This window comes from Mesorhizobium sp. WSM4807 (genome assembly GCF_055811615.1).
Window position 1 is genome coordinate 175280 of record NZ_JBVVQY010000004.1, and the last position, 24784, is coordinate 200063.

Here is a 24784-nt window from a genome sequence, read left to right on the forward strand (position 1 = left end):
GCCCCGTTGACGCTCTCCCCTCCCCCCGCGGTTTTGTGGGGGGGGGGGGGGGGGCGGGCCCCCCCCCCCCCCCCCCCGCCCCCGCGGGGGGGCGGGCGCGCCCCCCCCCCCCCCCCCCCCCCCCCCCCCGCGCCGCGGCAAGCAGCGGCGCGCTGGCATTGTAGTCGAGATAGGCGCGTGGTCCGGCCATTTTCGCTTCAACTGGTCCCGTCAAAAGCCGTTCCGCGAGGATAGCGCGTAATTTCCTTGAAATTGCAAGGCAAGACGTCCTATTTACGCGGCGTGCGGCGTGGGTAGCCGAGCCATTACGTTTGGCCACCCAGTTTTGAACAATTCTAAACTAGCTTCTAGAAAGACGCTCGCCCTGCGTCAAGGCCAGAGGAAGAGTTGTTCCGGGCGCCGCGCATTCTTATGCCATGTGGAGTATTTTATGCCTGAGGTCATTTTCACCGGTCCGGCCGGCCGCCTGGAGGGTCGCTACCAGCCTTCCAAGGAAAAGAGCGCGCCAATTGCCATCATCCTGCACCCGCACCCCCAGTTCGGCGGCACGATGAACAACAGGATCGTCTACGACCTCTTCTACATGTTCCAGAAGCGGGATTTCACCACGCTTCGCTTTAATTTCCGCGGCATCGGTCGCAGCCAGGGCGAATTCGACCACGGCACCGGCGAATTGTCGGATGCGGCCGCGGCACTTGACTGGGTGCAATCGCTGCATCCGGATTCCAAAAGCTGCTGGGTCGCCGGCTATTCGTTCGGCTCGTGGATCGGCATGCAGCTTCTGATGCGCCGGCCGGAGATTGAAGGCTTCATCTCGATCGCGCCGCAGCCCAACACCTATGATTTCTCGTTCCTGGCGCCCTGCCCGTCGTCAGGCCTCATCATCCATGGCGACGCCGACAAGGTCGCGCCGCCAAAGGACGTGCAGGGGTTGGTCGACAAGCTGCACACGCAAAAGGGCATCACCATCACCCAGAAGACCTTGCCCGGCGCCAACCATTTCTTCTCCAACGATGCGGACCTCCTGCTCCAGGAATGCGCGGACTATCTCGATCGCCGGCTGGCCGGTGAATTGTCCGACCCGCGGCCGAAACGGTTGCGATAGCAGCGATGTACCAGCCCCGCATTTCCAGGAAACGCGACAGGACGTCCTGCACGGGCTGATCCGGGCGCATCCGCTTGGGCTGCTGATTTCAAATGGAGCCGAGGGGCCGGTCGCGAACGCGATCCCGTTCCTGCTCGACGCCGAAGTGCCACCGAACGGCAGGCTGCGCGCCCATCTGGCGAGAGCCAACCCGCAATGGCGCCTGCTGGCCGACAGCCCGGCATCGCCCGTGCTGGTCGTCTTCCAGGGCACCGATGCCTATGTGACGCCGTCCTGGTACGAGACCAAGCGCGAAACCGGGAAGGTCGTGCCGACCTGGAACTACGCCATTGTCCAGGTGCGCGGTGCCGTCAGGGTGATCGAGGACCAGGATTGGCTGGCCCAGCAGATTTCCGATCTGACGGTATCACAGGAAGCCGCTCGCGAAGCACCCTGGGCTGTGACCGACGCACCAGCCCCCTTCATCCAGTCGCAGATCAAGGGCATTATCGGGCTGGAAATCGAGATCACGGACATGCAAGGCAAGTGGAAGGTCAGCCAGAACCGGCCTATCGCCGACCGTAGCGGTGTCGCCGAGGGGCTCGAGAGCGAGGGCCCGAACTCGCCCGACATGGTCCGGCTGGTACGATCCTACGGCGGACTGGACGACGGATAGCACCGACCTTGTGCAAGGTCGCAGCCCGGAGTCTCCCAGGGATTTGCTGTGGCCAGGAACGCATCGGTGTCGACCTTGCCGGCTTGCGCCACGTCGCGCTGAGAGGCAGGTCGCTCAATCGACCTTCGTCATCGCCGCCTTGTGCTCGTTGGCGATCAACCACAGGTTGCGGATGTAGATGAACAGGCCCAGGGCTTGGCCGGCGATGAACACCGGATCCTGCCGCTGGATGGCGTAGATCAGCAGCAGGCTGCCGCCGAACAGCGAAAAGAACCAGAAAGCGATCGGCACGACGCTGCGCTTGGCTTTTTCCGATGCGACCCACTGCACGACGAAGCGCATGCTGAAGAAGAACTGGGCGACAAAGCCGAGCAGAATCCACGTATCGAACTGTTTGACGAAGACGTCGTGAAGCCAGGTCGCCAGTTCCTGAAGCACGTTAGCCATGCCGGATTTCCTCTGTTTTTGGCATTCTGCGACGCCGGCGGCGCAGCCACCAGACACCGGCGAGATCAAGCACCCCTTGCAGGCCGCGATCGAAAATCCCGTAATTCGACTTGCCGTGGCGGCGAGAGCGGTCGACCACGTCGCAATGCACGACGCGATACCCCTCCTGGATGACGAGGGCCGGAACAAAGCGGTGCGTGCCGTCGAAGAACGGCAATTTCCTGAGGATGTCGGTATGGATCGCCTTCAGACCGCAGCCCGTGTCGCGGGTCTCGTCATGCAGGACGGCCTTTCTCAGCCAGTTGGCAAAACGGGACGCCAGTTGCTTGATCTTGCTGTCGCGACGCTTCAGCCGCTGCCCTTGCGCAACGCCGAAACCGGGACCGGCCTGCCGCAGGACATCGACCAGCACCGGAATATATTTGGGATCGTTCTGGCCGTCGCCATCGATCGTGGCGACGATATCGCTGCGGGCCGCCCATGCGCCCGAACGCACAGAGAGAGACTGGCCGGCGGATTTCTCATGCCGGAGGTGGCGAAGCGGAAACGGGCGAAGCATTGCCTGGGCGGCAAGCACCGAGGTGGTCCCGTCGGTCGAACCGTCATCGACGACGATCACCTCGAAGGCGCGCCCGGCCATCGCCGCCCCGATCTCGTCGAGCAGAAGCGGCAGGTTCGCCGCCTCGTTCCGGCAAGGAATGACGATGGATATCTCCGGCATTTCGCGTCGGGCTCTGTCACAGGATATTGGCATTCGATTCGATGCCGTGCGGTGCCCTTCCAGCGGGTCATGTGCGGCGAGAACCCGCTGGCGCGGCGCCTCATTACGCCAGCCCAAACGATGAAGCAAGGATGCAGCCGGAAGGCGAGCTTGCGCCGTTTCAAGGCTCGTGATTGCGTTCGCACCGAACCGGTCATGTAAAACGCGACCGGATGCAAAACCGGATTCCCCTTTTGCTGATCGCGCTTGGATGCTAAACGCCCGCGTTCACGCATACCACGCCCGATCCGCTTCGGTTGGGCGCTTTCGGGAAAGAAAAAATGTCCGCCTTCAAATCCGATTTCCTGCGCATAATGAGCGAGCGCGGTTTCATCCACCAGATTTCGGATGATGCCGGCCTCGACCAGCTTTTCGCCAAGGAAACGGTGACCGCCTATGTCGGCTACGACGCCACGGCGACCAGCCTGCATATCGGCAATCTGATTTCCGCGACCATGCTCTACTGGCTGCAGGAGACCGGCCACCGGCCGATCGCGCTGATGGGCGGCGGCACCTCGATGATCGGCGACCCGTCCTTCCGCGACGACCAGCGCAAGCTTTTGACGCCTGAGGCCATCGCCACCAACATCGAAGGCATCAAACGCATCTTTGGCCGCATCCTGCGTTTCGGCGACGGTCCGAACGACGCGATCATGGTCAACAATGCAGACTGGCTGATGAAGCTCAACTATGTCGAATTCCTGCGCGATGTCGGCCGGCATTTTTCGGTCAACCGCATGCTGACCTTCGACAGCGTCAAGCTGAGGCTTGAGCGCGAACAATCGCTGTCGTTCCTCGAATTCAACTACATGATCCTGCAGGGCTATGATTTCGTCGAGCTCAGCCGGCGATATGGCTGCCGCCTGCAGATGGGCGGATCGGACCAGTGGGGCAACATCATCAACGGCGTCGATCTCGGACACCGCATGGGTACGCCGCAGCTTTATGCCCTGACCACACCGCTGCTGACGACGTCGTCAGGCGCAAAGATGGGCAAATCGGCGAAGGGCGCGGTCTGGCTGAACGGCGATCTCTACTCGCCCTATGATTTCTGGCAGTACTGGCGCAACACCGAGGACGCCGACGTCACGCGCTTCCTCAAGATTTTCACCCGCCTGCCGCTCACCGAGATCGCGCGGCTCGCCGCCCTTGGCGGCTCCGAGATCAACGAGGCCAAGAAGGTCCTGGCCACGGAAACGACGGCCATCGTGCACGGCCGCGCGGCAGCCGAGCAAGCCGGGGAAACCGCGCGCAAGACATTCGAAGAAGGCGCGCTGGCCGAAACGCTGCCGACCGTCGAGGTCGGCAAGGCCGATCTGGAAAGCGGCGTCGGCATATTGTCGCTGTTCGTTGCCGCCGGGCTGGCTGCGTCCAACGGCGAGGCGCGGCGACACATCCAGGGCGGCGCTGTGCGGCTGAACGACCAGTCCGTTTCCGATGATCGCCGGTTGGTGACACTTCAGGATCTCGGCCCGGAACAAGTCGTAAAACTGTCGCTCGGCAAGAAAAAACACGTTCTGGTGCGGCCAGTCTGACCAGCGCCTGATCGATGCCGATGGAATCGGGATGGGGCTCCATTAGCCCTTTTCCGAAACCGGTTTCACTTCTTGCTGCGCTGACCTTCGGTTCGGGATCACGGCCTAGGTAAAACTTAATCAGGTAGCTACTGAGAATGGCCGAGATGGGTTGCCAATCGTCTCATCGATCGGAACGAGCAGGTAGCGCAATCTCCAGACCTTCTCGAAGTGGTCCCGTACGTCGCGGCCCGCCGTTACAGACCTCCGCCCCGAGGCAAGAGCACCGTCAAACCCTGACCCTCCAAGACATTCAGTTGGCGCACGAACGGCCGCCATCGAGTGGAAAGCCGCCTTTGAGCCTGTGATGATGGTCAGGTGTCGTGGAAGGGGGGCAAGAGCCGACGTGATAGGCCATAGGCCCCAACTTTTTACGCGGTGGAAACTTGCATGTTCGAGAGCAAGTGCGCGGACGCATACGCTTCGCGTATATTGTGTAGGCGAAGGACCCGGCGCTCTAGCGACCGCATAAGAAGGGCCTCGCGAGTTACCGCTCAGATGCGCGAAACCCTGGCTCTTCCGTCGATGATCTCGCCGTCGGGAATTCGTGCGTTAATCATACCTTCCTTCCGCCCCGCCGAGGGGGCTGCTTTCACAAGGGTATGCGCCCGCCGTACTAAGGATATTGCCGGAAACGTGACGACGAAGCAGGCGCCGCCGCCGGACGGCGATTTGTGGTGCACAGTTGCGCCGTGGTGCAAGGCGATTTGGCGCACCAGCGACAGTCCGAGGCCCCAGCCGCCGGCCATCTCGCTGCGGCCCTGTGGTCGGAAGAACGGCTCGAAGACGCGCTCGCTGGTACCTTCCGGCAGGCCCGGTCCGTGATCGCGCACCTTGAGCACCACAGAGCCGCCTTCGGTTCCCACATGCGCGCTGACCGGCGGGCTGCCATGTCTCTGCGCGTTCTGCATGAGATTGCGAACCAGCCGCGTGAGCAGTGTCGGGTCGCCCGACACGATGCCGGGTTCGCCCGACACGTCGACGCCGGAGCGCGCGCCTTCCTCGGCCGTAAGCGCCAGCAGATCCACCGGCTCCACCCGTTCCAGCTTCTCGATATGGTCGAGCCTGCTGGCAAGCAGGATTTCCTCCACCAGCGCATCGAGTTCGGCGAGGTCACGCACGATCTCGTCGCGCATCGGGCCGCTCTGTCCGTCGGCGTTGAGGTCGATCGCCATGCGCAGGCGCGCAAGCGGCGAGCGCAACTCGTGACTGGCATTGGCAAGGAGCGAGCGGTGCGCGACAAGCAGCCGCTCGATCTGCTCGGCGGCGCGGTTGAAGCTCGCCGCCACCGCCGCAACCTCATCGTTGCCCCTCACTGCGACGCGCGTGTCGAGGGCGCCTTTGCCCCAGCGATCCACGCCCTGGCGCAATGCTTCAAGGCGGCGTGTAAGATGACGCACGACCGGAAAGGCGGCAAGCCCTATCACCGCGGCGATCAGCGCGAGAAAGGCAAGTGGGCTGCGCCCGGCCGGGCCGAACGGCACTCTCAGCCGCGCCGCGATCACCCTTCCGTCCGGCTGCCGGCTGATCAGCAGGTGATGCCCGCCGGGACGCATCCTGCGCCGCGATCCGATCTCTTGCGGGGGGATCGGCCGACCGGCCGCTGCAAGCAGCCGACCCTGCGGTCCGTAGACGGAGATGTCGGCATCGAAGGCCGCCGAAAGCCGCTCGACCGTCGCCTGCAGCAAGGCGGGGTCGGAGTCTGCCGGCAGCATCGCCTCGATGAAGGCGTCGCGCCGGCCACTCCAGCCGGCATGTTCGCGTTCCTGGCCCATGCGTACGAAGATCGCGCTGGCGATCGCCACTACGGCGAGGCTGACGAGCACGGTGAGATAGATCTTGACGAAAAGGCTGCTGCGCATGGCTTATCTGTCACCGTCCTGGAAACGGGCAAAGACATAGCCCGCGCCGCGTACCGTAAGGATGCGGCGAGGATGTCTCGGATCGGTCTCGATCGCGGCGCGGATGCGCGAGACATGCACGTCGATCGACCGGTCGAACGCTTCCAGTTCTTCGCCCTTGACCATGTCCATGAGCTGCTCGCGCGACAGCGTGCGCCCGGCATTTTCGGCGAGCGCCACCAGCAGGTCGAACTGGTAGCTGGTCATCGGGCAGTCGCGCCCTTCGACGCGGGCCGAGCGCGAGGAAGGGTCGATCTCCAGCCGTCCGAAGCGGAGGATGCGCGGGGAGGCGTTCGCGCCGGCGTTGCGGCGGCGCAGGATTGCCTTCAGCCGCGCCAGCAACTCGCGCGGATTGAACGGCTTCGGCAGATAATCGTCGGCGCCTATTTCCAACCCCACGATGCGGTCGGTCTCGTCGCCTCGCGCCGTCAGCATCAGAACCGGCACATCGAAGTTCGCGCGGATGCGCTTGAGCGCCTCGAAGCCGTCCATGTCAGGCAGCATGACGTCGAGAATCACAGCATCGGGCGACCGCCGCGCGATCTCGGCAATGCCTGCACCCGCCGTCTCCGCCGCTCCCACACGAAAGCCGTTGCCCGTCAGATATTCCGCGAGCATGGCGGACAGGCGCCTGTCGTCGTCGACGATGAGAACCTGGTCCGCCATGCTCGTTTGTTTGCTCCGATTCGAAACTGTGCCGGTACAGAGCTTACCAGCGGCGGTGCCAGCCGCGATCCTCGAAATGTTCGACCAGCTCCGCCCGTTGCTCGGCCGTCAGCACCTCGGCGGCGTCGAGCAGCGCCGTCGTCAGCTTGCGCGAGGCCTCGTCGACCGCCGCGATGCGCTCGGCTCGCAGCTTCTCCGCTGCCTCGCGGTCGATGGTTGCGGCGCCGAGCAGCTTGGCGACATCGTCTCGCGTGTCGCGGAAGCCGCGCATGATCGGGCGGACATCGTCGTGGAGCTTGTCCATGATCGCCTCCAGCTTGTCTTCCTGCTCGGGTGTGGCGTCGACCTCATCGAGCATGCGCTCAAAGTGATGGCCGCCGAAACCTGGGCCGCCAAACCCCATGCCGTGGCGGAAATTGGCCTGCATGTGCATGCCGGGACCGCCGTCGCTCTCGCCCATGCCGAAGCGCTGCATGCGCCCGTAATCCTGGCTGAGCGCGCCGGCGACGCCGACGCCGGCAAGCGCCGCTATCGCAATGCCGCCTATGGCGATGCGCTTGCCCCAGCTCTTCTTCTGCGGGGTGCCGGAGAGGCCGGCCGGTTCCTGATGGTTCGTTTCCATGATGCTGGTCCTTTCGCTAATGCGGCATCTCCGCCGCGACTGGGCCAGACTAGGAGCGCAATGTTTCGGCCGTTGCGGGCGAATGTAAAGTTGTGTGAAGCCGGCAAGGCGCTATTGCGGCGGGGCAGCGGGAGTGCTGCGGTGGTTCTCCACCCTACCCGAAACCCCGCCTCTTGAGCTTGATCTGATCGATGTGGCCGTAAGGGTCAATCTTTACGGTTTGCTGAAGGATGCGCCACTTGCCGACCTCAGCACCTCTAAGCGCGAACGTCTGGTGTGATGCCCGATGCGGGCGTTCGTAGGGCATCTCGCTGTTACATCGCGGTGACAAAAGCACCGCCACGGTGGCGTCAACCGGTTACACAGAGCAGGAAATATCTCCGGCCTTCTGGGAGTGGTCAGCGTCCCCAGAGGCTGCGTGCGTGTCGTCGGTTGGCTGTTAGCGCGGCGACTGGAACGCTCCACGCCTCGCAAGCGGGGATAGCGAAGTCTCGTGAAGGCAAGGTCAAGCTGCGTTCTGCGTTCTGTATCGGCGACGGGCGGCGACTGGGAGAGATGGATACCATGCACGTAGGGCGTCCGGAAGTTGGCAGGACATGGACGCGGGGCGGCCCGCGTGCAGGCGCCTGGCTGAGCGGTGCAATGACCACGCAGCGCCGCCTCGCAGCGATCCTGGCTTGCGACGTGGTCGGCTATTCGCGCCTGACGGAGCGCGACGAGCGCGGCACGCTCGAGCGGCTGAAGATCTACCGCAAGGACCTCCTCGAACCGCTGGTCTCCGAGCACCAGGGTCGGATCGTCAAGCTCACCGGCGACGGCATGCTGTGCGAGTTCGCGAGCGTCGTTAACGCGGTGACCTCGGCGATGGCGATCCAGCAGGCCCTGGCAGAACACGAGGCGGAGACGCCTGAGGAAGAGCGGATTCGCTTCCGCATCGGCGTCAATCTCGGCGACGTGGTCTGCGAGGAGGACGGCGACCTCTACGGCGACGGGGTCAACATCGCCGCCCGCCTCGAAAGCATCGCCGACCCCGGCACCGTGGTCGTCTCGGGCACCGCCTACGACCACCTTCAGGGCAAGCTCGACTGCGGCTTCACGCCGCTCGGCGCCCTGCGCCTCAAGAACATCGAGCGGCCTGTGCGCGCCTACCGCGTCGAGACCGACGCCAGCGCCTCGGTGGCTGCACTGCCTCCCCTCCCGGAGAAACCCTCGATCGCGGTTCTGCCTTTCACCAACATGAGCGGCGATCCCGACCAGGAATACTTCGCCGACGGGCTGGTGGAGGACATCATCACGGGATTGAGCCGGGTGAACTCCTTCTTCGTGATCGCCCGCAACTCGTCCTTCACCTACAAGGGCCGGGCGGTGGACCTGCGCCAGGTCGGGCGCGAACTGGGCGTCCGCTACGTGCTCGAAGGCAGCATCCGCAGAGCAGGATCGCGGGTGCGCATCAGTGGGCAGTTGGTGGACGCGATCAGCGGACACCATGTCTGGGCCGACCGCTTCGAGGGCGACGTAAGCGACATCTTCGACCTGCAGGACAAGGTGACCGAGAGCGTCGTCGGCGCCGTCGAGCCGAGTATCCGGCTGGAGGAGATCAAGCAGGCGCGCATGAAGCCGACCGACTACATCAGCGCCTACGACCTCTACCTTCGCGCGCTGCCGCGCTTCTACAGCATGACGCGCGAAGGCTTTGCCGACGTGCGCCGGCTCACCAACGAGGCGCTCAGCATCGACCCTAGCTTCAACTTGGCGAAGGCACTCGGCGCCTATATCCGCAGCCTATCCGTGAGCCAGTGCTGGCACGAGCCCGACGATATCCGAGTCGCCGCGCGCATGGCGCGCGAGGTACTGGCGGAAGCGCGCGACGACCCCACGAGCCTACGCTTCGCCGCGCAGGTGATCGCCTACAGCGCGAAGGACTACGAGATGGCGCTGGGCACGATTGAACGATCCCTGCTGCTCAACCCCAATTCGGCGCAGGGCCATACGGGCAGCGGCTGGGTGAACGCACATTCCAGCCGCCCGCTCGTCGCGATCGAGCACTTTCACAGGGCAATGCGGCTGAGCCCGGTCGACCCCGAGAAGGGCATCGCGCTCTCCGGCATCGGGATGAGCTACCTGATGCTCGAGCGCTACGAAGAAGCGCTGGCATGGGGAGAACGCGCGCTGCACGAGATGCCGAACTACGGCTCCTCGCACCGGGTGGTGATCATGGCGCTGGTCAAACTCAACCGGCTGGACGAGGCGCAGGCGGCGGCGCGGCGGCTGATGGAGGCATTCCCGACCTACACGCTCACCCTGCAGAGACAGATCAACCCGTGGCGGGACAAGGTGTTCGCCGAGAGTTACGTCGAGGCGCTGGGCATCTCCGGCGTGCCGGAGTGATCGTCGCGGTTGCAAAGATGCCCTCTCCTGCGCGTCACGTCCGGCCAGGCGACGTCCCTTGATCCCGCGTCGCTTCTGGAAGGATAGTTCTCTGGCCGGCTTGTCCGAGGACTGAGCGCGTAGAGCAGCCGTGAACAGCCGGCGAGCTCTGTGTTAGGCTCGCGTCGAACTCCGGTTTCCACCCTGACGAGACCTACCGACGGTCCAGACAAATGTCGCCGTTGGGTCAAAACACGTCGGCAAGCGTGACCCGTTTGGAATGTCGGCTTTCAGAAGCAGCGAAAGTACCCCCCCAACGACCGAGTTTGGGGCACGAAGCGGACGGATAGCCTTTGCACGTAAAATACAATCGCACGGTTCGAGGGGTACCCACGAGCCAAGGAAAATTGAAGCCCAAATCAACGCGCCTAACTAGTCGCGCTCGGAAGCCAACGGGAGAGCGGAACCTCCCTTGTCGGGCACCAGCATGGCAGAGCGGATTCTCGATCACTACTTGAAAGCCGCGACGTAGTCCTGCGGTGTGGCAATCGGCTCGCCTGCAGGTATCGAACCCCCCAAGGCAGCAAAGTCCGCCAAGTTGCGCATCAGGATCGCCGGTTGGCCTTCGCAGCCATCAGCGAGCAACATGCCGACATCCGAGATGGCGGCTGAGGAAGTCATGATCGCCTGCTGGGCACCATTGAACTCCTCCTCGGTTGTGCATACCCCGACGACATTGCCCCATTGGTCGACGACGCAGCCCGGCCTGTTCAAGATCGCGTTGAGCCCAAAGAGCACTGCCCGCTCGGCATCCTCCTGATTGTCGGCCTCCCCACTCATCGCCCGCGCGGTCGAAACCTGCGCCATGCGAGTGAAGAAGCCCACGATCGACGTGGCGTCCCCCGAGCCTCCACCTTGGGGTACGACTCCAGGGCACTGATCTTTGATGCGTTCCAGCGTCGTCTGGTAGTAGGCCATGTCGTCAAAGCCCTGCCAGGCCACATCCTGCCATTGCCGGTCGAGCAAGGCCTGGGTGATGTCCGGGCGCGACAGGTTCAATGGGTTTTCCCGTTCGCGGTACGCCTCGACGGCAGTTCTTAGGCGACTGAGCTCTGCTGGAACTGCATCGGCTTCAAACGTTTTGCGCGTAAACGCGGCAAGCGCATCCCTGCCAGCGACGGACGGAGGCAGTTGCTCGACCCATTCGCTCAGCCTCGCTTCGGAGCGACGCACCATGTCGAGCGACAGGGCGCGGGAGCGATCGCGGTATGCGGTGTGCCTTTGCGACAGGTCATCCATCGGTCTCGCATGCCGCTGGAGCCGGTCGCCGATGTCGTCGAAACGGGCGAGGTGTCCGAAAGCTTCATAGCCGGCGTCAGCATTGTCGGAGAGCGTCGCCTCAGCCTCGTCGAGAAAGCCCGGCCACAGCAGTCCCGCACGTTCGGCAGCGGCGGCCTCGTACGCGTCCTGAAGTGCTGCGGCGCCGGCTCTGGCTTGATAGGGCTGGAGCGCCTGCTGATGCTCACGGAGCATGCCGTCCAGCTGCTCGAACGCCTCGTACGTCGATGGCAGGGAAGCGAAATTCCTGGTCATGCCTTCGGCGATGCGCAATTCAAGCCCTCGCCGAGCGTCGAGAAGCTGTGCCTCGAATTGCTTACGATCGGGGGGACTCAGCAACCGAAGCCAGCCTTCCGTGTTGCGCAGGGTCTGCTCGCGCTCGCGATCCGCAAGCTCCAGGCTCTGTGGCTGTGCCGGAAGTGCCGCGATCTCCGCGAGCTTGTCGTCCACAGCTTGCTGCTGCTTCCTCGTGACAAGCGGTACCTGCTCGGCGATCAGCCAGTCCTCATAGCCGCCCGCACTATTCAGCGAAGCCCGGAGGGGTGAAGGCACCCAGTCCTGGACCTTGGAGGCCAATGTCCGATCGGCAGCGTCCATGCTCTCCGTCAGCATATGGCGGCAGATCTGTGCCAGGGTGTTGATAGTCATGCTGTCGCCCGGCCGGAAGTGTTCAGGGGCTTTGCCCAGCACCCGGAGCATGCCGTCCACGTCGGTGATGGCGCTCGAGAGGGCCCTGACGGCGCCGAACTGGAGCAGGGTTTGCTCGGCCAGCCATTCGGCATAGGTCCGGCAACGGGGCGCATCGAGGTCGTGGTCGCGCTGGCTGCGGACATGGAACAGCAGGCCATCGAAGTTCTGCGTACGGTTCGGCTTCGGCGGTTCGGGCTCGAGTGCGAAGCTCGTACAACCCTGTACCCCAAGAACCTGACCTGAATACTCTCCCGTGGAGGCATCCAGTCGTCCCTCAAGTGTAATCGGCGTGCGCCCTTCCATCGTGGGTTGCAGCACCCAGGCGGACGGATCGATGCGCAGCCCGTCTGCGTCCAGCGACACGGGAGTTACCTCGAGGATGCCTGCCGGATAGTACCGCACCATGGAACTGCCGAACTCCATCCGTCCTGACGTCCCATCCGCATTGATGGCGAGCTTCAGGAATACCGGCCCGCCCTCACACTCGTAGTACCCATAGAGATGCCGGGAGCCATCGGGTGGAGGAGGCGGATCGAACCGCCCAGCGTTGGCCTCGGCGAGCGTCTTATCCAGAGCCTCAATGGCATCAAGTCGGGTGAAGACCGCGGCGATGGTCCACGACGCGATGCGCTTCTCCTGCGACTCGCCGAGAGGGGCAAGCAGCCACCCGCCAGTCGTTTTCTGCGTGCGCTGCACGGTCTTGGCTAATTCCTTGGTTTCGGCGTCACGCTGCCTGCCCAGGAGGTTTCGGCAGGTGGTTGCCAGTGCCATCTGCCGCTTGGCATGCTCGTCCGTCCAGCCACCGAGGTCCTGGCCGAGCACTCGCCACATCTCATCGGGCTCCAGCAGCAACGGAGATAGGCTGAAGCGCAGCTCCGGCAGCCTGACCTCGGTGGCTTCGCGGCTCAACAGCCAGTTGCCATAGCTACGACACTGCTCAACCTGGAGCTGCTATGGTGGGACAAACAACAGCCCATCCGGATTATCCGGCCGGGAGATGGCTGGCCTCCGCACCAGGACGAAGTGGGTGCAGTTGTGTAGGGTATCGCCCCAACCCGGGAGCGTTCCGGTCAGCAGGTCGTGCTCTTGATCGAGACGTGCAGAAACGCCGGTGGGCATGTTTCGCCGGCGCTTGCTGGACTGGGGCAAGGCGGCTTCGAAGCCCTGCGCGGTGATCTCCGCTGCCTGATACGATAGGCGTTCGTTCTGCGCGAGAAGGTCAACGGCGCCATCGGCGGCGACCCGCATGCGCAGGTAGGTTGGGGCGCTACTGCAGCCGAAGAGGCCAACCCAATCCCCTTTTGGCGTTCCAGCTTGCGCGAAACCGACTCCGCCGCAGGCGAACACAATGACCGCCGCAAAGACCAGGATCGACCGCAACCGTCCAAGCAACTGAGCCATGGCAGCACCTCCCATGGCCGGACAGTATAGTCCGACCCCTGCGCCGATCCAACAGGTCAACCGTGTGGACGCGCCGCATGCCAAGCCCAGGTGGTTGTGTTGCCTTCCAGCATCATTACCATCGGGCAGTCGCGCACTCTGCAACTCATTCCGTCATGTCGGGAAAAGTGGCGCAACTGCGACCTCCAGCATGGTCACTCCCAATGTCTGCTTCCGCGCGGAGGCAAAGTTTGACCCGATGGCCGACATTGAGGCGCAAAGCGGGCGCTCAAGACGCGTGTCGAGTACGACTGGAATGGGTCAATCCTTCCGGTTTCTCGAACAGGAAGGTAGCGCCATTTGCAGACGTCAGCGAGTGCAGCCACTATGGTCCCAACTCGTGTTCATATCGGACGTTTCCGGTCTGACGCCGCGCGGATCGGGGCGTCTCCCGCCATTGATGCGATCGAGTTCGCAGCCACCTGGCGGAAGGCGGAAGGTTCTGATCCGCCCTTTCTTGCTGCTGCGGTAGGAAGACTTCTTGTTTCAGCCATAAGCCCAAATTGCTGGATTTGGCAGCCCAGGAAGGATAGGCTTGGTTTTTGGTTCAAGCGATGGAACAGAGACTAGCCGCAATTCTGGCTGCCGATATGGCGGGCTACAGTCGGCTAATGGAGGCCGACGAATCCGGCACGCTCGCACGCCTTCGGACCCATCGCATAGAACTGGTCGATCCCGCCATCGCGAAGAACAAGGGCCGGATCATCAAGACCACCGGAGACGGCATGCTCGTTGAGTTCCAGAGCGTGACCGATGCCGTGAAATGCGCCGTGGAAATCCAACAGCGCATGAAACGGCGCAATTCGGATGTGCCGCAAGAACGGCGTATCGAATTCAGGATCGGCATAAATCTCGGCGACATCATTTTCGACGATGAGGACATTTTCGGCGACGGCGTCAATATTGCCTCGCGCATCGAGCAACTCGCCGACGTCGGCGGTATCTGCGTGACCGCAGCGGTGGCGACCCAAATTGCCGACCGTCTCGAAATTGCCATGGAGGACCTGGGCGAGAAGACGTTAAAGAACATCAGCCGCCCGGTTCGCCTCTATCGCATTGGGTTTGACAGTCATGTCCTGCCAGAAGTCGAGGCAAAGCGATCCATCTCGAAACCTTCGATAGTGGTGCTGCCATTCAACAACATGAGCGGCGACCCCGAGCAGGAATTTTTCGCGGACGGACTGACCGAGGACATCATCACCGAACTGTCCCGCCACCATGAGCTATTCGTTATCTCGCGCAATTCCAGCTTCGTCTACAAGAACCGCGCTGTGAATGTGCGCGAGGTGGCCGAGAAACTCGACGTCCAATACCTGGTGGAGGGAAGCGTCCGCAAGATCGGCGACAGGGTGCGCGTGACGGTTCAGCTCATCGACACGGCGAATGACGCTCATATTTGGGCAGACAAATATGACCGGAAGCTGGACGACATATTCGCGATTCAGGATGAGGTGACCGCGGCGATCGCAGCCACGCTGCCCGGTCGTGTCGAGGCGGCTCAGCGGGACCAGCTCGCGCGGGCGAAACCTGCAAACATGGCCGCGTATGAATGTGTGCTTGCTGCCAAGGTGCTGCATCACCGAAGCACGATTGCGGATAATGAACGCGCGCAAACCTTGATAGGCAGGGCCGTTGCGCTCGACCCCGATTATGCCCATGCCCATGCCTGGCGGGCCTGCATTCTTGGCCAGGCCTGGGTCCATAACTGGTGCGAAGACAGGGATGCCGTCTGGAACGACATCATGGCAGCGCTGGACAGGGCGCTGGCGCTGGACGACAACGATGCCGATGTCCACCGCATCCTCGCCGCAGTGAACGTGAACAACAATGAGCTGACCACAGCGCGCTACCATCAAGAGCGCGCCCTCGCCCTCAATCCCAATTACGACCTCGTGGTGGTGCAGCAAGGCGAGTTATTGACGTGGCTTGGGAGGCCGGAAGAGGGAATTGAATGGATCCGCAAGGCAATGCAGTTGAACCCGCACCACCCGGAGAGGTTCTGGAGCCATCTGGGAAAGGCGCATTTCGCCGCGCGCCAGTATGGCGAGGCGATCGAAGCTTTCATGCATCTGTCAACCATGGACTCGGTTCAGCACGCTTTCGCCGCTGCCTGCTACGGCTGGCTCGGCGACGAAATCGCGGCCGCGGCGCATCTAGGCAAGATCAGAACGCTCGATCCCCAATTCGACCTCGATTCATTTATCGCCACCCTGCACTATGCCCAGGAGTCTGATGTGCAGCACGTCCGCGAAGGACTGCTGAAAGCCGGTATTGCCCACCTGTAGCCAAGCCCGTAACTACGAACCAGATCCAATCGGGGGCAGGCAAAAAAGACCAGCCCCCACCCGATGCGGACCTTGTGGCATGACCGAACGACGGGCGGCTTAGGGTCGTGGGCGTGAATTCAGCGGGGGCGATCCACTTAGGGTCAAGACTCGGTCGCTCTCAGTGATTGGGTTTTGACCTTACCGATACTCAAAGATCGACCTGAAAATTCCGGGCGCGATCACCGACAGCGGATTGACGTCCAGCTTCGGCTTGTTGGCATCACCCCTTAGCCGGTAAGTCACGCCGATCAGGCCGCGATCGCGGCCATTGCCGAGCAGCACGCCGAACAGTGGCAGTTCGCCGAAGATGCGGTTGATGCCATAGACCGGCATGAAGGTGCCGGTCATGTCCATTTTGTTGTTCTGGTCGTAGAGCGTGCCCTGGAAGGTAGTGCCGATACGCGGGCCGCGCAGCACGCCATTGGCCAGCTTCAGATAGCCGGCGCCCTTTTCGATTTCGGAAAAGCCGCGCTCGAACTTCACTCTCGACGTATCGATATTGGCTTTGACAGCATCGTTGAGGCTGCGGCTGTCGCCCGCAGGCGTCGTCGATACGAGCGAGGCGAGTTTCGGCTCGTTGACTACGAAGAAGTTGTGCGAGTCGACCTGGCCCTTCATCGGCCCATCGCTCGCCCCGGCGAGCGCCAGCGTGATCGAACCGCCCTCCATATGCTCGTAGATGTTTAGGAACCGCAGGATGGCGCCGGCATCGGCCGACGTCACATTGAGGGCGCGCCTGCCGGCGCCGGTCCTATTGCTGATGCTTATGGCAGCACCCGAACTTGCCGTGGCGCTTACCTTGAGCCCGTTCACCCTGGTGCCGGCGGCGCTGTAGTCGAGCTTCAGGTTCGACAGCGTCTCGTTGTGGAAGCCGGTCAGGGAATTGACATCGGCGCTGACCGAAATCGCGTCGGAACCCGTGGCCTTGGTGGCGGTGTCGACATCGGACGTGAATTGCTTGATCAGCGAGCGCGCGTCCAGCGCGCTGCCGCTGATGTCGATCGCGTAGCCCTTGCCCGATCGTTTCACCGAAACGGCAACATCGTCTCCCCGGTTCAACTTGACGTTGCTGAACCGCGCCGAGGACAGGGCGCCGTTGACCAGCACCACGCCGCCGTCGATCGAAAAAGTCTTTCCATTCAGGTCGAAGTCGGACAGCGTCGTGGTGTCGCCAGACTTGGCCATGGCAAATGTGACATTGGCTGAAATGCCGGGCCCCTTGCTCCAGCCCGCCCAGGGAATGTCCAGCCTGGCATTGGTCAGGTCCGCCGAAACAGTCTGATTGCCCGTGCCGCTCTTGTCGATCTCAACCTTGACGGTTCCGGAAAGCAGCTCCGACAGGCCAGGCATGGCGGCGGCACGTATCTTGTCGTCGAGCATCAGCGCCACTTTCCGGCTGCGTGGCGGTCCGCCATCCCTGAGCGGTTCGATCAGGTCGAGTTCGGCTGGAATGCCGTTGAGCAGCGCCTTGGCTGATATCACGGCCTTCTCGGGTTCGACCGTGATCGAACCATCGGCGTCCGTCACCGTCTGGTCTTCGAACGGCTTGCCCAGCGACAGGTCTTTGTAGTCGAGCGTCACCAGCCAATCGAGTTTCGACCTGTCGACGCCTGACTGCAGCGGAATATCCGCCTTGACGTGGCCGGTCACCGTGCCCGACAGGTCTTCCGGCAGCAGGCCGACATGGCGCATGGCATTGATCGGATCGTAGGAGGCGAGTTCGGCGATCGCGGACGCTTCCCCGGCGACGTCGATATCGAGCGCGCCGATCACCGGCGGGCGGTTCGCCGCCTTGATCGTCATCGTGCCGTTGCTTGCCGCCACCGTGCGGCCGCTGGCCATATAGACGTTGCCCGAGGACAAGGCGATGTCGACGTCGTTGCCGTGGAATTCGGCGACGCCGACGGCATCGCGAATCGGCGGGATGTGGCCGGCCGTATCGAAGCGCGATCCTTCGATCTGGAACCGGCCGAACACTTCATCTGATGAAAGCGGGATCCCGTTGCCAAGACGCCCGGGCACGACCTGGAACTGCAGGCTTCCATCGACGACACGGCCGCCGAACAGGTTCTTCAGTACCCAAAGGCGAGCGTTTCGCGCGGAAAACCAGGGCCAGAACTGCTTGACGTGCGAGACCGGCATGTCGTGGACGTTGAAGGCAACAGAGATGCCCGGCACCTTTCCCCTAGCGAATTCGACCGAAGCCGTGCCCAGAGCCTCGCTTGCGGCCCCGGACCTGATCCCGATCTGCTCGGCCACGAGCTTGTGGCTCCTGGTCTGGTAGACGCCGGCGACGCGGGCGACGAAATCGAGCGCAGGTTCGGAGGATTCCGAAGGCGCCAGCGTCGAATGGTCGCTGGTCAGGTCGTAGCGATAGGACGGCTCCTCGCCCGCTGTTCCTGTCGCCGGCTTCGGCCCGATCGAACCGGCGAAATCGAAGGTCGAGCGACCGGTCCTCACTTGCAGCCGGTCCACCTGGATCTTGTTGGCGCCGGCGACAAGTGTGGCATCGAGATCGACGTCTGCTGGAAGCGAGCCACGCGACCCAAAATCGAGCACGGAACCCGCGAACGACAACGAGGCAGTCAGCCGCGACGCGATATCGCCGGATGCTTCCGATCCCGCGAGCTTCACGGCAATCGCGCCCAACGTCCCGCCTGGCGCTGCCGCAGCCTCGACGGCCTGCGCTATCCCGACGCTGGCGTCTAACGCCGTCACGCGCTGTGTCGTCGTATCGCGGGTGGCTGAGGCAGCGATGGTGAGCGCCCTGCCGTCGACATCCGCGTTGGATGAGAACTCCATGCCGCCCGGCCCCGACTGCGCAACGGTGGCGTCAGTGATCCTGACCAGATTGACCGACCCAGCCTCGGGCAGAACGAGGTCGACATTGCGGAGGTCGATCTGGCGCATCGAATCCTCCCGCACCGCATCGAGCGCGTGGTTGATGTTGGCAAACACCGTGCCGGCCAGTCTTTCCGGATCCATGAGGCCGTCTTCATTGCGCAGCGCCGCCGTCCAGTCGCCACCCGACGGCATCGCCGCCATCACGATGCGCGCATCGGAAATCCTGGCGCTGGTAAGCCTCACCTCGCCCGAAAGCAGCGGTATCAGCCTTATGCCGAAGCGAACCCGCCCGGCGTCAGCCATCGGCTTGCCGTCGGCGGTCTTGAGGTTGACGTCGCTGACCTGCAGCGCGATGAAGCTCGATCCGTCGAGCGTGAGACTGGCCGGCCCGACCGCAACATCGACGTCGACGCCCGCCAATTTCTCGATGGCCGTTTCCGCTTCGGCCCGCAGCCGCTCGGTGCCGAAACCGGACATGCCGATCGCATACACAGCGGCGGCGGCCAACAGCACAAGCACCACCAGGCCGGCAAACAGCCGCGCAAGAATACGAACGCCGCGGCCGATCGACGCCTGGCCGAGCGGCGGTACGCGGCACGCGGACGGGAAGGCACCCAGGTCGGTGATCTCATCACGCCTGAATCTGATCTTCTCGTGCTGCGGCTGCTCCTGATCCACGCAATTTTCCGTTGAACGAACTCGACCGGTGGACGAATCCCAGTTTCACATTATATCGATGCGGCTTGGCGCGTAACCACAAACAAGGGCATCGATATGGCTGATCTCGACGTCGGCGATCTGGCGCCGCAGTTCGACCTTCCCCGCGACGGCGGCGGATCGCTCAGCCTCGCGGCCTTCCTCGGAAAGCCGGTCGTGCTTTACTTCTATCCGCAGGACGACACCATCGGCTGTACCAATGAGGCGATCGGCTTTTCGCAGCTCAAGCCGGAATTCGAAAAGCTCGGCGCCGCCGTCATCGGCCTGTCGCCGGACAGCGTCCGGAAGCACGACAAGTTCAAATCGAAATACGGCCTCGCCGTCGATCTCGTCGCCGACGAGGAGCGCAAGGTGATCGAAGCCTATCATCTGTGGGTCGAGAAGAAGCTCTATGGCCGCCGCTATATGGGCGTCGAGCGTGCAACGTTCCTGATCGGCGGCGACGGACGGATTGCCAGGATCTGGCGAAACGTTCGCGTCAAAGGCCATGCCGAGGCGGTGCTGGAGGCCGTGCGCGCGCTTTGACGGCAACGCCGGCTGTGGCCTGATAACCCCATGTGAGCATCACGCGCCGAAGCCTGCACCTCAGGCCCTCACACCAATCCGGCTGCAACCCATGGGCTGCAAGAAGCTCGGCGATAGCAACCGACCGTTAACCTTAATGATGTGTAATCAGGCTTGTCGTTGGTGTCGTAACGAAAGCTTGGTCCCGTGAACGTAGCCGGTCAGTCAACGGTCTTTGGCAGGCGCAAGGAGCCCCACACGGTCATTATCGCCCGGGGCAACGAGATAAGGCATTTCACCATACGGCCATGGATTGCCGCATTTTGCGGCTCCGCGCTGGCGGCGATGGCGATAGGCTATCTGCTGGCGACCTCCTATCTCGTGCTGCGCGACGATCTGATCGGCGCGACCACGGCACGGCAGGCGCGCATGCAGCAGGCCTATGAGGACCGCATCTCGGCACTACGCGCCCAGGTCGACCGGATCACCAGCCGCCAGTTTCTCGACCAGCAGCTCATGGAAACCAAGGTTGGCGAACTGCTGGAACGACAGACCCAGCTCAGCCTGCGCCATGGCCGCCTCGGCCCTCTCCTCGAACGCAGCGAGAGCGACGTTGGAACGCCACCTGCCGCAGCCACTGCTGCGTCGGCGAAGTCCGATAAACGCGCCGACGTGACCGACGCCGAGCCGCAGGCCTATTCGGTTGCCGGCGTCGGCGCCAACCTTGGCGCCGGCGACACCAGGCCATTCTCCTTGTGGTCGACCCGCTCCGATCCGCTGCCGAGCGACACGGCGGCCGATCGTGCCGACAGACTGTTCGTATCGATCAACGAGTCGCTCAAGGCGATAGAGAGCCAGCAGCTCACCCGCATCACCACGCTTGCCGACAACGCCTACAGAAACGCCGATGCAATTTCTCAGGCGCTCGAGGCTGCTGGCCTGCCGGTCGACAGCGATTTCGGCAAGAGCGATGCCGGCGGTCCGCTGATACCGCTCGACAGTTCGATGACGTTCGACAGCAAGGTTAGAGAACTCGACGAGGCGTTGGACGCACTCGACCGGCTCAAGACAGGGGCGCGACGGCTGCCGCTCGCCAATCCCGCCCCGGGTCGCTCGGTCACCAGCCCGTTCGGCGTGCGCACCGACCCGCTCCTCGGCACCGCCGCGCTGCATTCGGGGATGGATTTCAGGGCGCCGACCGGAATGCCCGCCAAGGTCACGGCGCCCGGCGTCGTCGTCAAGGCCGGCTGGAACGGCGGCTATGGCCGCATGGTCGAGGTCGACCATGGCAACGGCTTTGCGACGCGCTATGGGCATCTCAGCAAAATCGACGTGACCGTCGGCGAGAGGCTCAACGCCGGCGACGTCATCGGCAAGACCGGCAGCAGCGGCCGCTCGACCGGCCCGCATCTGCATTACGAGATCCGCCACAATGGCGAAGCCCTCGACCCGCTGCGCTTCCTGAGGGTCGGCAAGAAGGTCGCGCAGTATCTTTAGTCGCCGGCCTGTCGGCTGCGAGCGCTACGTCGGTGCAGGGCCTTTTTTGACGCTGGCAGGACAGAGGGGGGCGCGAAGGAATGCGACTTAGCCGGGATCGCGCGCGAAATTCTTTTTGAATTCCATTTGACTGAATAAATATTCGGTGCGAACCTCAATGTCTCCTAGGGATGCAAGACATGGCACTGCGGGGGACCAATCAGGAATTCGGGAGGCCTTACAACAGGCGCATCGTCCTCGAGTCCATCCGCCTTCACGGTCCGATCGCCCGCGGCGATATTGCCCGGCGGGTCGGGCTCACCGTGCAAACGGTATCGACCATCGTTCGCGAGTTGGAAGAACACGGCTACGTTCTGTCCATGCGCGAAGAGCCGCGGGGGCGCGGGCTGCCCCCGGCGACCCTGCGGATCAACCCGGAGGGTGGCTATGCCGTCGGCATCCATGTCACCCCGCTGGGTATCAATGCGGCGCTGATCAATTTGAGCGGAGACGTGATCGAGAGCGCCTACCGCGAGGCCCCCAACGCAACGCCCGATCATGCCTTCCATCTGATCGGCACGATGGTTCTTGAATTGACCGGACTGCGGCCGGGCGGTCGCGTTCTCGGCATCGGCATGGCGCTGCCCGGCCCTTTCGGGGTGGAGTCGATGAGCTTTATCGGCCCGACGACGATGACCGGCTGGAAGGACGTGGCGCTTCGGGAGCGGCTGGAGGCCTCGACCGGGCTGCCCGCGTTTTTTGAGACCGACATGGCGGCCGCGGCAATGGGCGAGCGCCTGTATGGCCTCGGGACGGGGTATTCCGAATATTACTATCTCTATTTCGGTGTCGGTCTTGGCGGCGTCATGGTGCATGACGGAAGCGCGTTGCGCGGCGCCTGGGGAAATGCCGGCGAAATCGGGCACATCCCTGTCGTGCCTGGTGGCGAGCCGTGCCCCTGCGGCAATCGTGGCTGCCTCGAAAGATACCTCTCGCTCGAGGCGCTGCGGCGCCGGAACATCAGCGACGCCGATTGGGTAAGCGAAGTCGGGCCGATCTTCCGCAACGCCATCACCATCATCGAGAACCTGTTCGATCCCGAAACCATCATCCTCGGCGGACTGGCGTCCACCGATCTGCTTGAACGGCTGGCCGGTTCGGTTGCGAACCTTCCCAACTCGATCTCGGCGCGAAAGGACCGTACGGCGCCCCGTGTCACCGTCGCGCGCGGCGGCCAGCATGCGGTGCTGCGCGGGGCCGCAGCGCTTGCCGTCTCAGGGGTGCTTTCGCCACGCTTCGGCCAGATATTCACCGCCGAGCGCGAACGCGGGCGAGATATCCTGCAAGGCAAGGGGATCGCGGCATGAGCGGAGCTCAGCCTGGCATGAGTGAACCTCTGCTGGTGCTCGACAACGTCGCCAAGAACTATGGCGCGATCGAAGCGCTCAAGGGCATCAGCTTCTCGATCGGCAAGGGCGAGGTGGTGGCGCTTCTGGGCGACAATGGCGCCGGCAAATCGACACTGGTCAAGATCATCGCCGGCGGCCTGGAGCCGACCTCCGGTCACATGCTGTTCGAGGGAAAGGAATTCCTGGCCAAATCTCCCGCCGAGGCCAAGGCCGCGGGGATCGAGACCGTCTACCAGGACCTCTCGCTTTGCACCAATGTCGACGTGGTGGCCAATTTCTTCATGGGCCGCGAGATCACCAGGAAATTTCTTGGCGTTCCCGTGCTCGATGAACCCGCCATGGAGCAGGTGGTCGAAAAGGCGCTGGCCAGCGCCGGCACGCGCATCCCTTCGCTCAGAACCAATGTCGAGCACCTCTCGGGCGGCCAGCGGCAGGCCATCGAGCTCAACCGGTTCGTGCATTTTGGCGGCAAGCTCGTGCTTCTCGACGAGCCGTTCGCAGCACTCGGTGTCGAGCAGACGCGGCGCGGTCTCGACATGATCCGCCAGGTGGCGAGCCAAGGTATCGGCGTCGTCATCATCACCCATATCATGCAGCAGGCCTTCCAGGTCGCCGACCGGATCGTGGTGATCCGGCAAGGTGTCGTGGCGGGCGATGTCGCGCGCAACAAGACAAGTCCCGACGCGGTGATCAAAATGATCACCGGAGAGACGCTCGCCGGTGCCGGACCGGCAGGCTGAGGGACAAACGAGGGGTCCGGCGCAAAAGGAGCGAACGACATGAAGAAAATACTTCTTGCTGTCTTCGGTATCCTGGCACTGGCCTTTGCCACGCTCACGCCGGCATTCGCCCAGTCCAAGGGCACCGTCTACTACCTGGTGCCGACATTGCTCGACGAATTCCAGACCGGCTCGGTGAGCGCTCTGGAGATGTTCCTGAAGCAGGTCGGCTACGAGATGAAGACGCTGAACGCCGATAACAAGACCGACGCTCAGCAATCGCAAATGAACGACGTTATCGCGCTCAAGCCGTCGGCGATCATTCTCGCTGCCGTCGATTTCAATGCGTTGAAGCCGTCTATCGAGGCCGCCCGCGCCGCCGGCATCCCGGTGGTCGAGTTCGATCGCCAGATCACCTCGACACCGTCCGACTTCACGTCGGTGGCGGGAACGGTCGAGATCGGCCAGATTGCCGCCGATCAGGCCGAGAAGCTCTTGAAGGCGAAGCACGGATCGGTGAAAGGCAAGATCCTCCAGGTGCTTGGCGATCCTGGCGACCCCTACACGCTCGACATCCAGAAGGGTTTCGAGGAGAAGATGAAGGCGTTCCCGGACGTCAAAATCATCTCGGTTCCGGCCATGCAATGGGCGGCGGATGCAGCCGGGACCATCGTCAACGACCAGATGCTCGCCAACCCTGATATCGACCTGATCTTCAGCCATGCGGCGCACCTCTCGGTCGCTGCCGTCGCCTCGCTCGAGGCCGCCGGCAAGAAGCCGGGCGACGTCATGCTGATGAGCTCGAACGGTGCGCCGGTCGGTCTCGACCTGATCCGCAAGGGTTGGCTCAACGTCGAAGTCGAGCAGCCGCTCTACGCTCAGGCCGCCGCCGTCGCCATGTTCATGGACAAGGTCGTCAACAAGCAGGAGATCAAGCCGGGCGAATACGACGTGCTCGGCCTGAAGTCGACCGTGACCATTGAAGCCTGGGGACCGAACATCAAGATCCCCGGCGCTGCGATCACCAAGGAAAACGTCGACAACCCGGCCTTCTGGGGCAATCTGAAGCCGCCCTCGGGCACCGTGAAGCCGGTCGAATAGCAAAGTCGCCTAGGGCTTCGGGCCACGCTGGCCCGAAGCTCAACCGGCGCGTCGAACGGACGCGCAAGGGAAGCTGCAGCAATTTTCAATCCGCGCATGATCCTTTCCGAGAATCGATGCGC

18 protein-coding genes are annotated in these 24784 nt (G+C 63.2%); 10 read left to right on the forward strand and 8 right to left on the reverse strand.

Annotated features, from left to right (window positions below):
* Nucleotides 1-430 precede the first annotated feature (430 nt).
* Nucleotides 431-1105: an alpha/beta hydrolase gene (locus tag AC0L3N_RS06975; protein ID WP_473546592.1), complete on the forward strand. Its 675-nt coding sequence runs from the start codon at nt 431-433 to the stop codon at nt 1103-1105.
* Nucleotides 1068-1760, forward strand: coding sequence for an FMN-binding negative transcriptional regulator (locus tag AC0L3N_RS06980; RefSeq protein WP_473546594.1), 693 nt, complete (start codon nt 1068-1070; stop codon nt 1758-1760). The genes AC0L3N_RS06975 and AC0L3N_RS06980 overlap by 38 nt, the downstream gene beginning before the upstream one ends.
* 114 nt (nt 1761-1874) lie before the next feature.
* On the opposite strand, the gene AC0L3N_RS06985 is transcribed toward AC0L3N_RS06980, so the two are convergent.
* Together AC0L3N_RS06985 and AC0L3N_RS06990 are read right to left on the reverse strand one after the other, a co-directional pair.
* Nucleotides 1875-2207: a lipid-A-disaccharide synthase N-terminal domain-containing protein gene (locus AC0L3N_RS06985; RefSeq protein ID WP_095490814.1), complete on the reverse strand. Its 333-nt coding sequence runs from the start codon at nt 2205-2207 to the stop codon at nt 1875-1877.
* Nucleotides 2200-2928, reverse strand: coding sequence for a glycosyltransferase family 2 protein (locus tag AC0L3N_RS06990; RefSeq protein WP_473546597.1), 729 nt, complete (start codon nt 2926-2928; stop codon nt 2200-2202). The genes AC0L3N_RS06985 and AC0L3N_RS06990 overlap by 8 nt, the downstream gene beginning before the upstream one ends.
* A gap of 320 nt (nt 2929-3248) precedes the next feature.
* On the opposite strand from AC0L3N_RS06990, the gene tyrS reads away from it, so the two are divergent.
* A complete protein-coding gene (gene tyrS / locus AC0L3N_RS06995; protein ID WP_473546599.1) occupies nt 3249-4502 on the forward strand; it encodes a tyrosine--tRNA ligase in 1254 nt (417 codons plus the stop codon).
* 533 nt (nt 4503-5035) lie between these two features.
* On the opposite strand, the gene AC0L3N_RS07000 is transcribed toward tyrS, so the two are convergent.
* From AC0L3N_RS07000 to AC0L3N_RS07010, 3 genes are read right to left on the reverse strand one after another with little or no spacing between them, the layout of a single operon-like run.
* The gene (locus tag AC0L3N_RS07000) at nt 5036-6403 is read right to left on the reverse strand and encodes a sensor histidine kinase (protein ID WP_473546601.1); all 1368 of its coding nucleotides are present in this window, start codon (nt 6401-6403) and stop codon (nt 5036-5038) included.
* Nucleotides 6404-6406: 3 nt separating this feature from the next.
* Complete coding sequence (locus AC0L3N_RS07005) at nt 6407-7108, reverse strand: response regulator (RefSeq protein WP_473546603.1); 702 nt, start codon at nt 7106-7108, stop codon at nt 6407-6409.
* 43 nt (nt 7109-7151) lie between these two features.
* Nucleotides 7152-7730, reverse strand: coding sequence for a Spy/CpxP family protein refolding chaperone (locus AC0L3N_RS07010; RefSeq protein ID WP_473546605.1), 579 nt, complete (start codon nt 7728-7730; stop codon nt 7152-7154).
* Nucleotides 7731-8372: 642 nt separating this feature from the next.
* Between AC0L3N_RS07010 and AC0L3N_RS07015 the strand changes: the two genes are divergently transcribed.
* Nucleotides 8373-10118, forward strand: a complete 1746-nt coding sequence (locus AC0L3N_RS07015; RefSeq protein WP_473546607.1) for an adenylate/guanylate cyclase domain-containing protein — start codon at nt 8373-8375, stop codon at nt 10116-10118.
* A 489-nt stretch (nt 10119-10607) separates the two neighbouring features.
* On the opposite strand, the gene AC0L3N_RS07020 is transcribed toward AC0L3N_RS07015, so the two are convergent.
* On the reverse strand, nt 10608-13034 hold the full coding sequence (locus AC0L3N_RS07020) for a hypothetical protein (RefSeq protein ID WP_473546609.1): 2427 nt from the start codon (nt 13032-13034) through the stop codon (nt 10608-10610).
* 42 nt (nt 13035-13076) lie between these two features.
* The gene (locus AC0L3N_RS07025; RefSeq protein WP_473546611.1) at nt 13077-13526 is read right to left on the reverse strand and encodes a hypothetical protein; all 450 of its coding nucleotides are present in this window, start codon (nt 13524-13526) and stop codon (nt 13077-13079) included.
* Between the two features lie 593 nt (nt 13527-14119).
* Here AC0L3N_RS07025 and AC0L3N_RS07030 point away from each other — a divergent pair.
* On the forward strand, nt 14120-15850 hold the full coding sequence (locus tag AC0L3N_RS07030) for an adenylate/guanylate cyclase domain-containing protein (RefSeq protein ID WP_473546805.1): 1731 nt from the start codon (nt 14120-14122) through the stop codon (nt 15848-15850).
* A 180-nt stretch (nt 15851-16030) separates the two neighbouring features.
* Here AC0L3N_RS07030 and AC0L3N_RS07035 read toward each other — a convergent pair whose 3' ends face one another.
* Nucleotides 16031-19414: a hypothetical protein gene (locus tag AC0L3N_RS07035; protein ID WP_473546613.1), complete on the reverse strand. Its 3384-nt coding sequence runs from the start codon at nt 19412-19414 to the stop codon at nt 16031-16033.
* Nucleotides 19415-19510: 96 nt separating this feature from the next.
* On the opposite strand from AC0L3N_RS07035, the gene AC0L3N_RS07040 reads away from it, so the two are divergent.
* The 5 genes from AC0L3N_RS07040 to AC0L3N_RS07060 all read left to right on the forward strand — a co-directional run bounded on the left by AC0L3N_RS07040 (nt 19511) and on the right by AC0L3N_RS07060 (nt 24662).
* On the forward strand, nt 19511-19978 hold the full coding sequence (locus tag AC0L3N_RS07040; protein ID WP_473546615.1) for a peroxiredoxin: 468 nt from the start codon (nt 19511-19513) through the stop codon (nt 19976-19978).
* 186 nt (nt 19979-20164) lie between these two features.
* Nucleotides 20165-21454, forward strand: coding sequence for a M23 family metallopeptidase (locus AC0L3N_RS07045; protein WP_473546617.1), 1290 nt, complete (start codon nt 20165-20167; stop codon nt 21452-21454).
* A 179-nt stretch (nt 21455-21633) separates the two neighbouring features.
* Nucleotides 21634-22800, forward strand: a complete 1167-nt coding sequence (locus tag AC0L3N_RS07050) for an ROK family transcriptional regulator (protein ID WP_473546619.1) — start codon at nt 21634-21636, stop codon at nt 22798-22800.
* Between the two features lie 17 nt (nt 22801-22817).
* Nucleotides 22818-23582, forward strand: a complete 765-nt coding sequence (locus AC0L3N_RS07055) for an ATP-binding cassette domain-containing protein (RefSeq protein ID WP_473546621.1) — start codon at nt 22818-22820, stop codon at nt 23580-23582.
* 39 nt (nt 23583-23621) lie between these two features.
* A complete protein-coding gene (locus AC0L3N_RS07060) occupies nt 23622-24662 on the forward strand; it encodes a sugar ABC transporter substrate-binding protein (protein WP_258117658.1) in 1041 nt (346 codons plus the stop codon).
* Nucleotides 24663-24784: the final 122 nt, after the last annotated feature.

Coding starts and splice junctions, on each gene's coding strand:
- AC0L3N_RS06975 (WP_473546592.1), top strand. CDS start 431: ATGCCTGAGGTCATTTTCACCGGTCCGGCCGGCCGCCTGGAGGGTCGC.
- AC0L3N_RS06985 (WP_095490814.1), bottom strand. CDS start 2,207: ATGGCTAACGTGCTTCAGGAACTGGCGACCTGGCTTCACGACGTCTTC.
- AC0L3N_RS06990 (WP_473546597.1), bottom strand. CDS start 2,928: ATGCCGGAGATATCCATCGTCATTCCTTGCCGGAACGAGGCGGCGAAC.
- tyrS (WP_473546599.1), top strand. CDS start 3,249: ATGTCCGCCTTCAAATCCGATTTCCTGCGCATAATGAGCGAGCGCGGT.
- AC0L3N_RS07000 (WP_473546601.1), bottom strand. CDS start 6,403: ATGCGCAGCAGCCTTTTCGTCAAGATCTATCTCACCGTGCTCGTCAGC.
- AC0L3N_RS07005 (WP_473546603.1), bottom strand. CDS start 7,108: ATGGCGGACCAGGTTCTCATCGTCGACGACGACAGGCGCCTGTCCGCC.
- AC0L3N_RS07010 (WP_473546605.1), bottom strand. CDS start 7,730: ATGGAAACGAACCATCAGGAACCGGCCGGCCTCTCCGGCACCCCGCAG.
- AC0L3N_RS07015 (WP_473546607.1), top strand. CDS start 8,373: ATGACCACGCAGCGCCGCCTCGCAGCGATCCTGGCTTGCGACGTGGTC.
- AC0L3N_RS07025 (WP_473546611.1), bottom strand. CDS start 13,526: ATGGCTCAGTTGCTTGGACGGTTGCGGTCGATCCTGGTCTTTGCGGCG.
- AC0L3N_RS07030 (WP_473546805.1), top strand. CDS start 14,120: ATGGAACAGAGACTAGCCGCAATTCTGGCTGCCGATATGGCGGGCTAC.
- AC0L3N_RS07040 (WP_473546615.1), top strand. CDS start 19,511: ATGGCTGATCTCGACGTCGGCGATCTGGCGCCGCAGTTCGACCTTCCC.
- AC0L3N_RS07050 (WP_473546619.1), top strand. CDS start 21,634: ATGGCACTGCGGGGGACCAATCAGGAATTCGGGAGGCCTTACAACAGG.
- AC0L3N_RS07055 (WP_473546621.1), top strand. CDS start 22,818: ATGAGTGAACCTCTGCTGGTGCTCGACAACGTCGCCAAGAACTATGGC.
- AC0L3N_RS07060 (WP_258117658.1), top strand. CDS start 23,622: ATGAAGAAAATACTTCTTGCTGTCTTCGGTATCCTGGCACTGGCCTTT.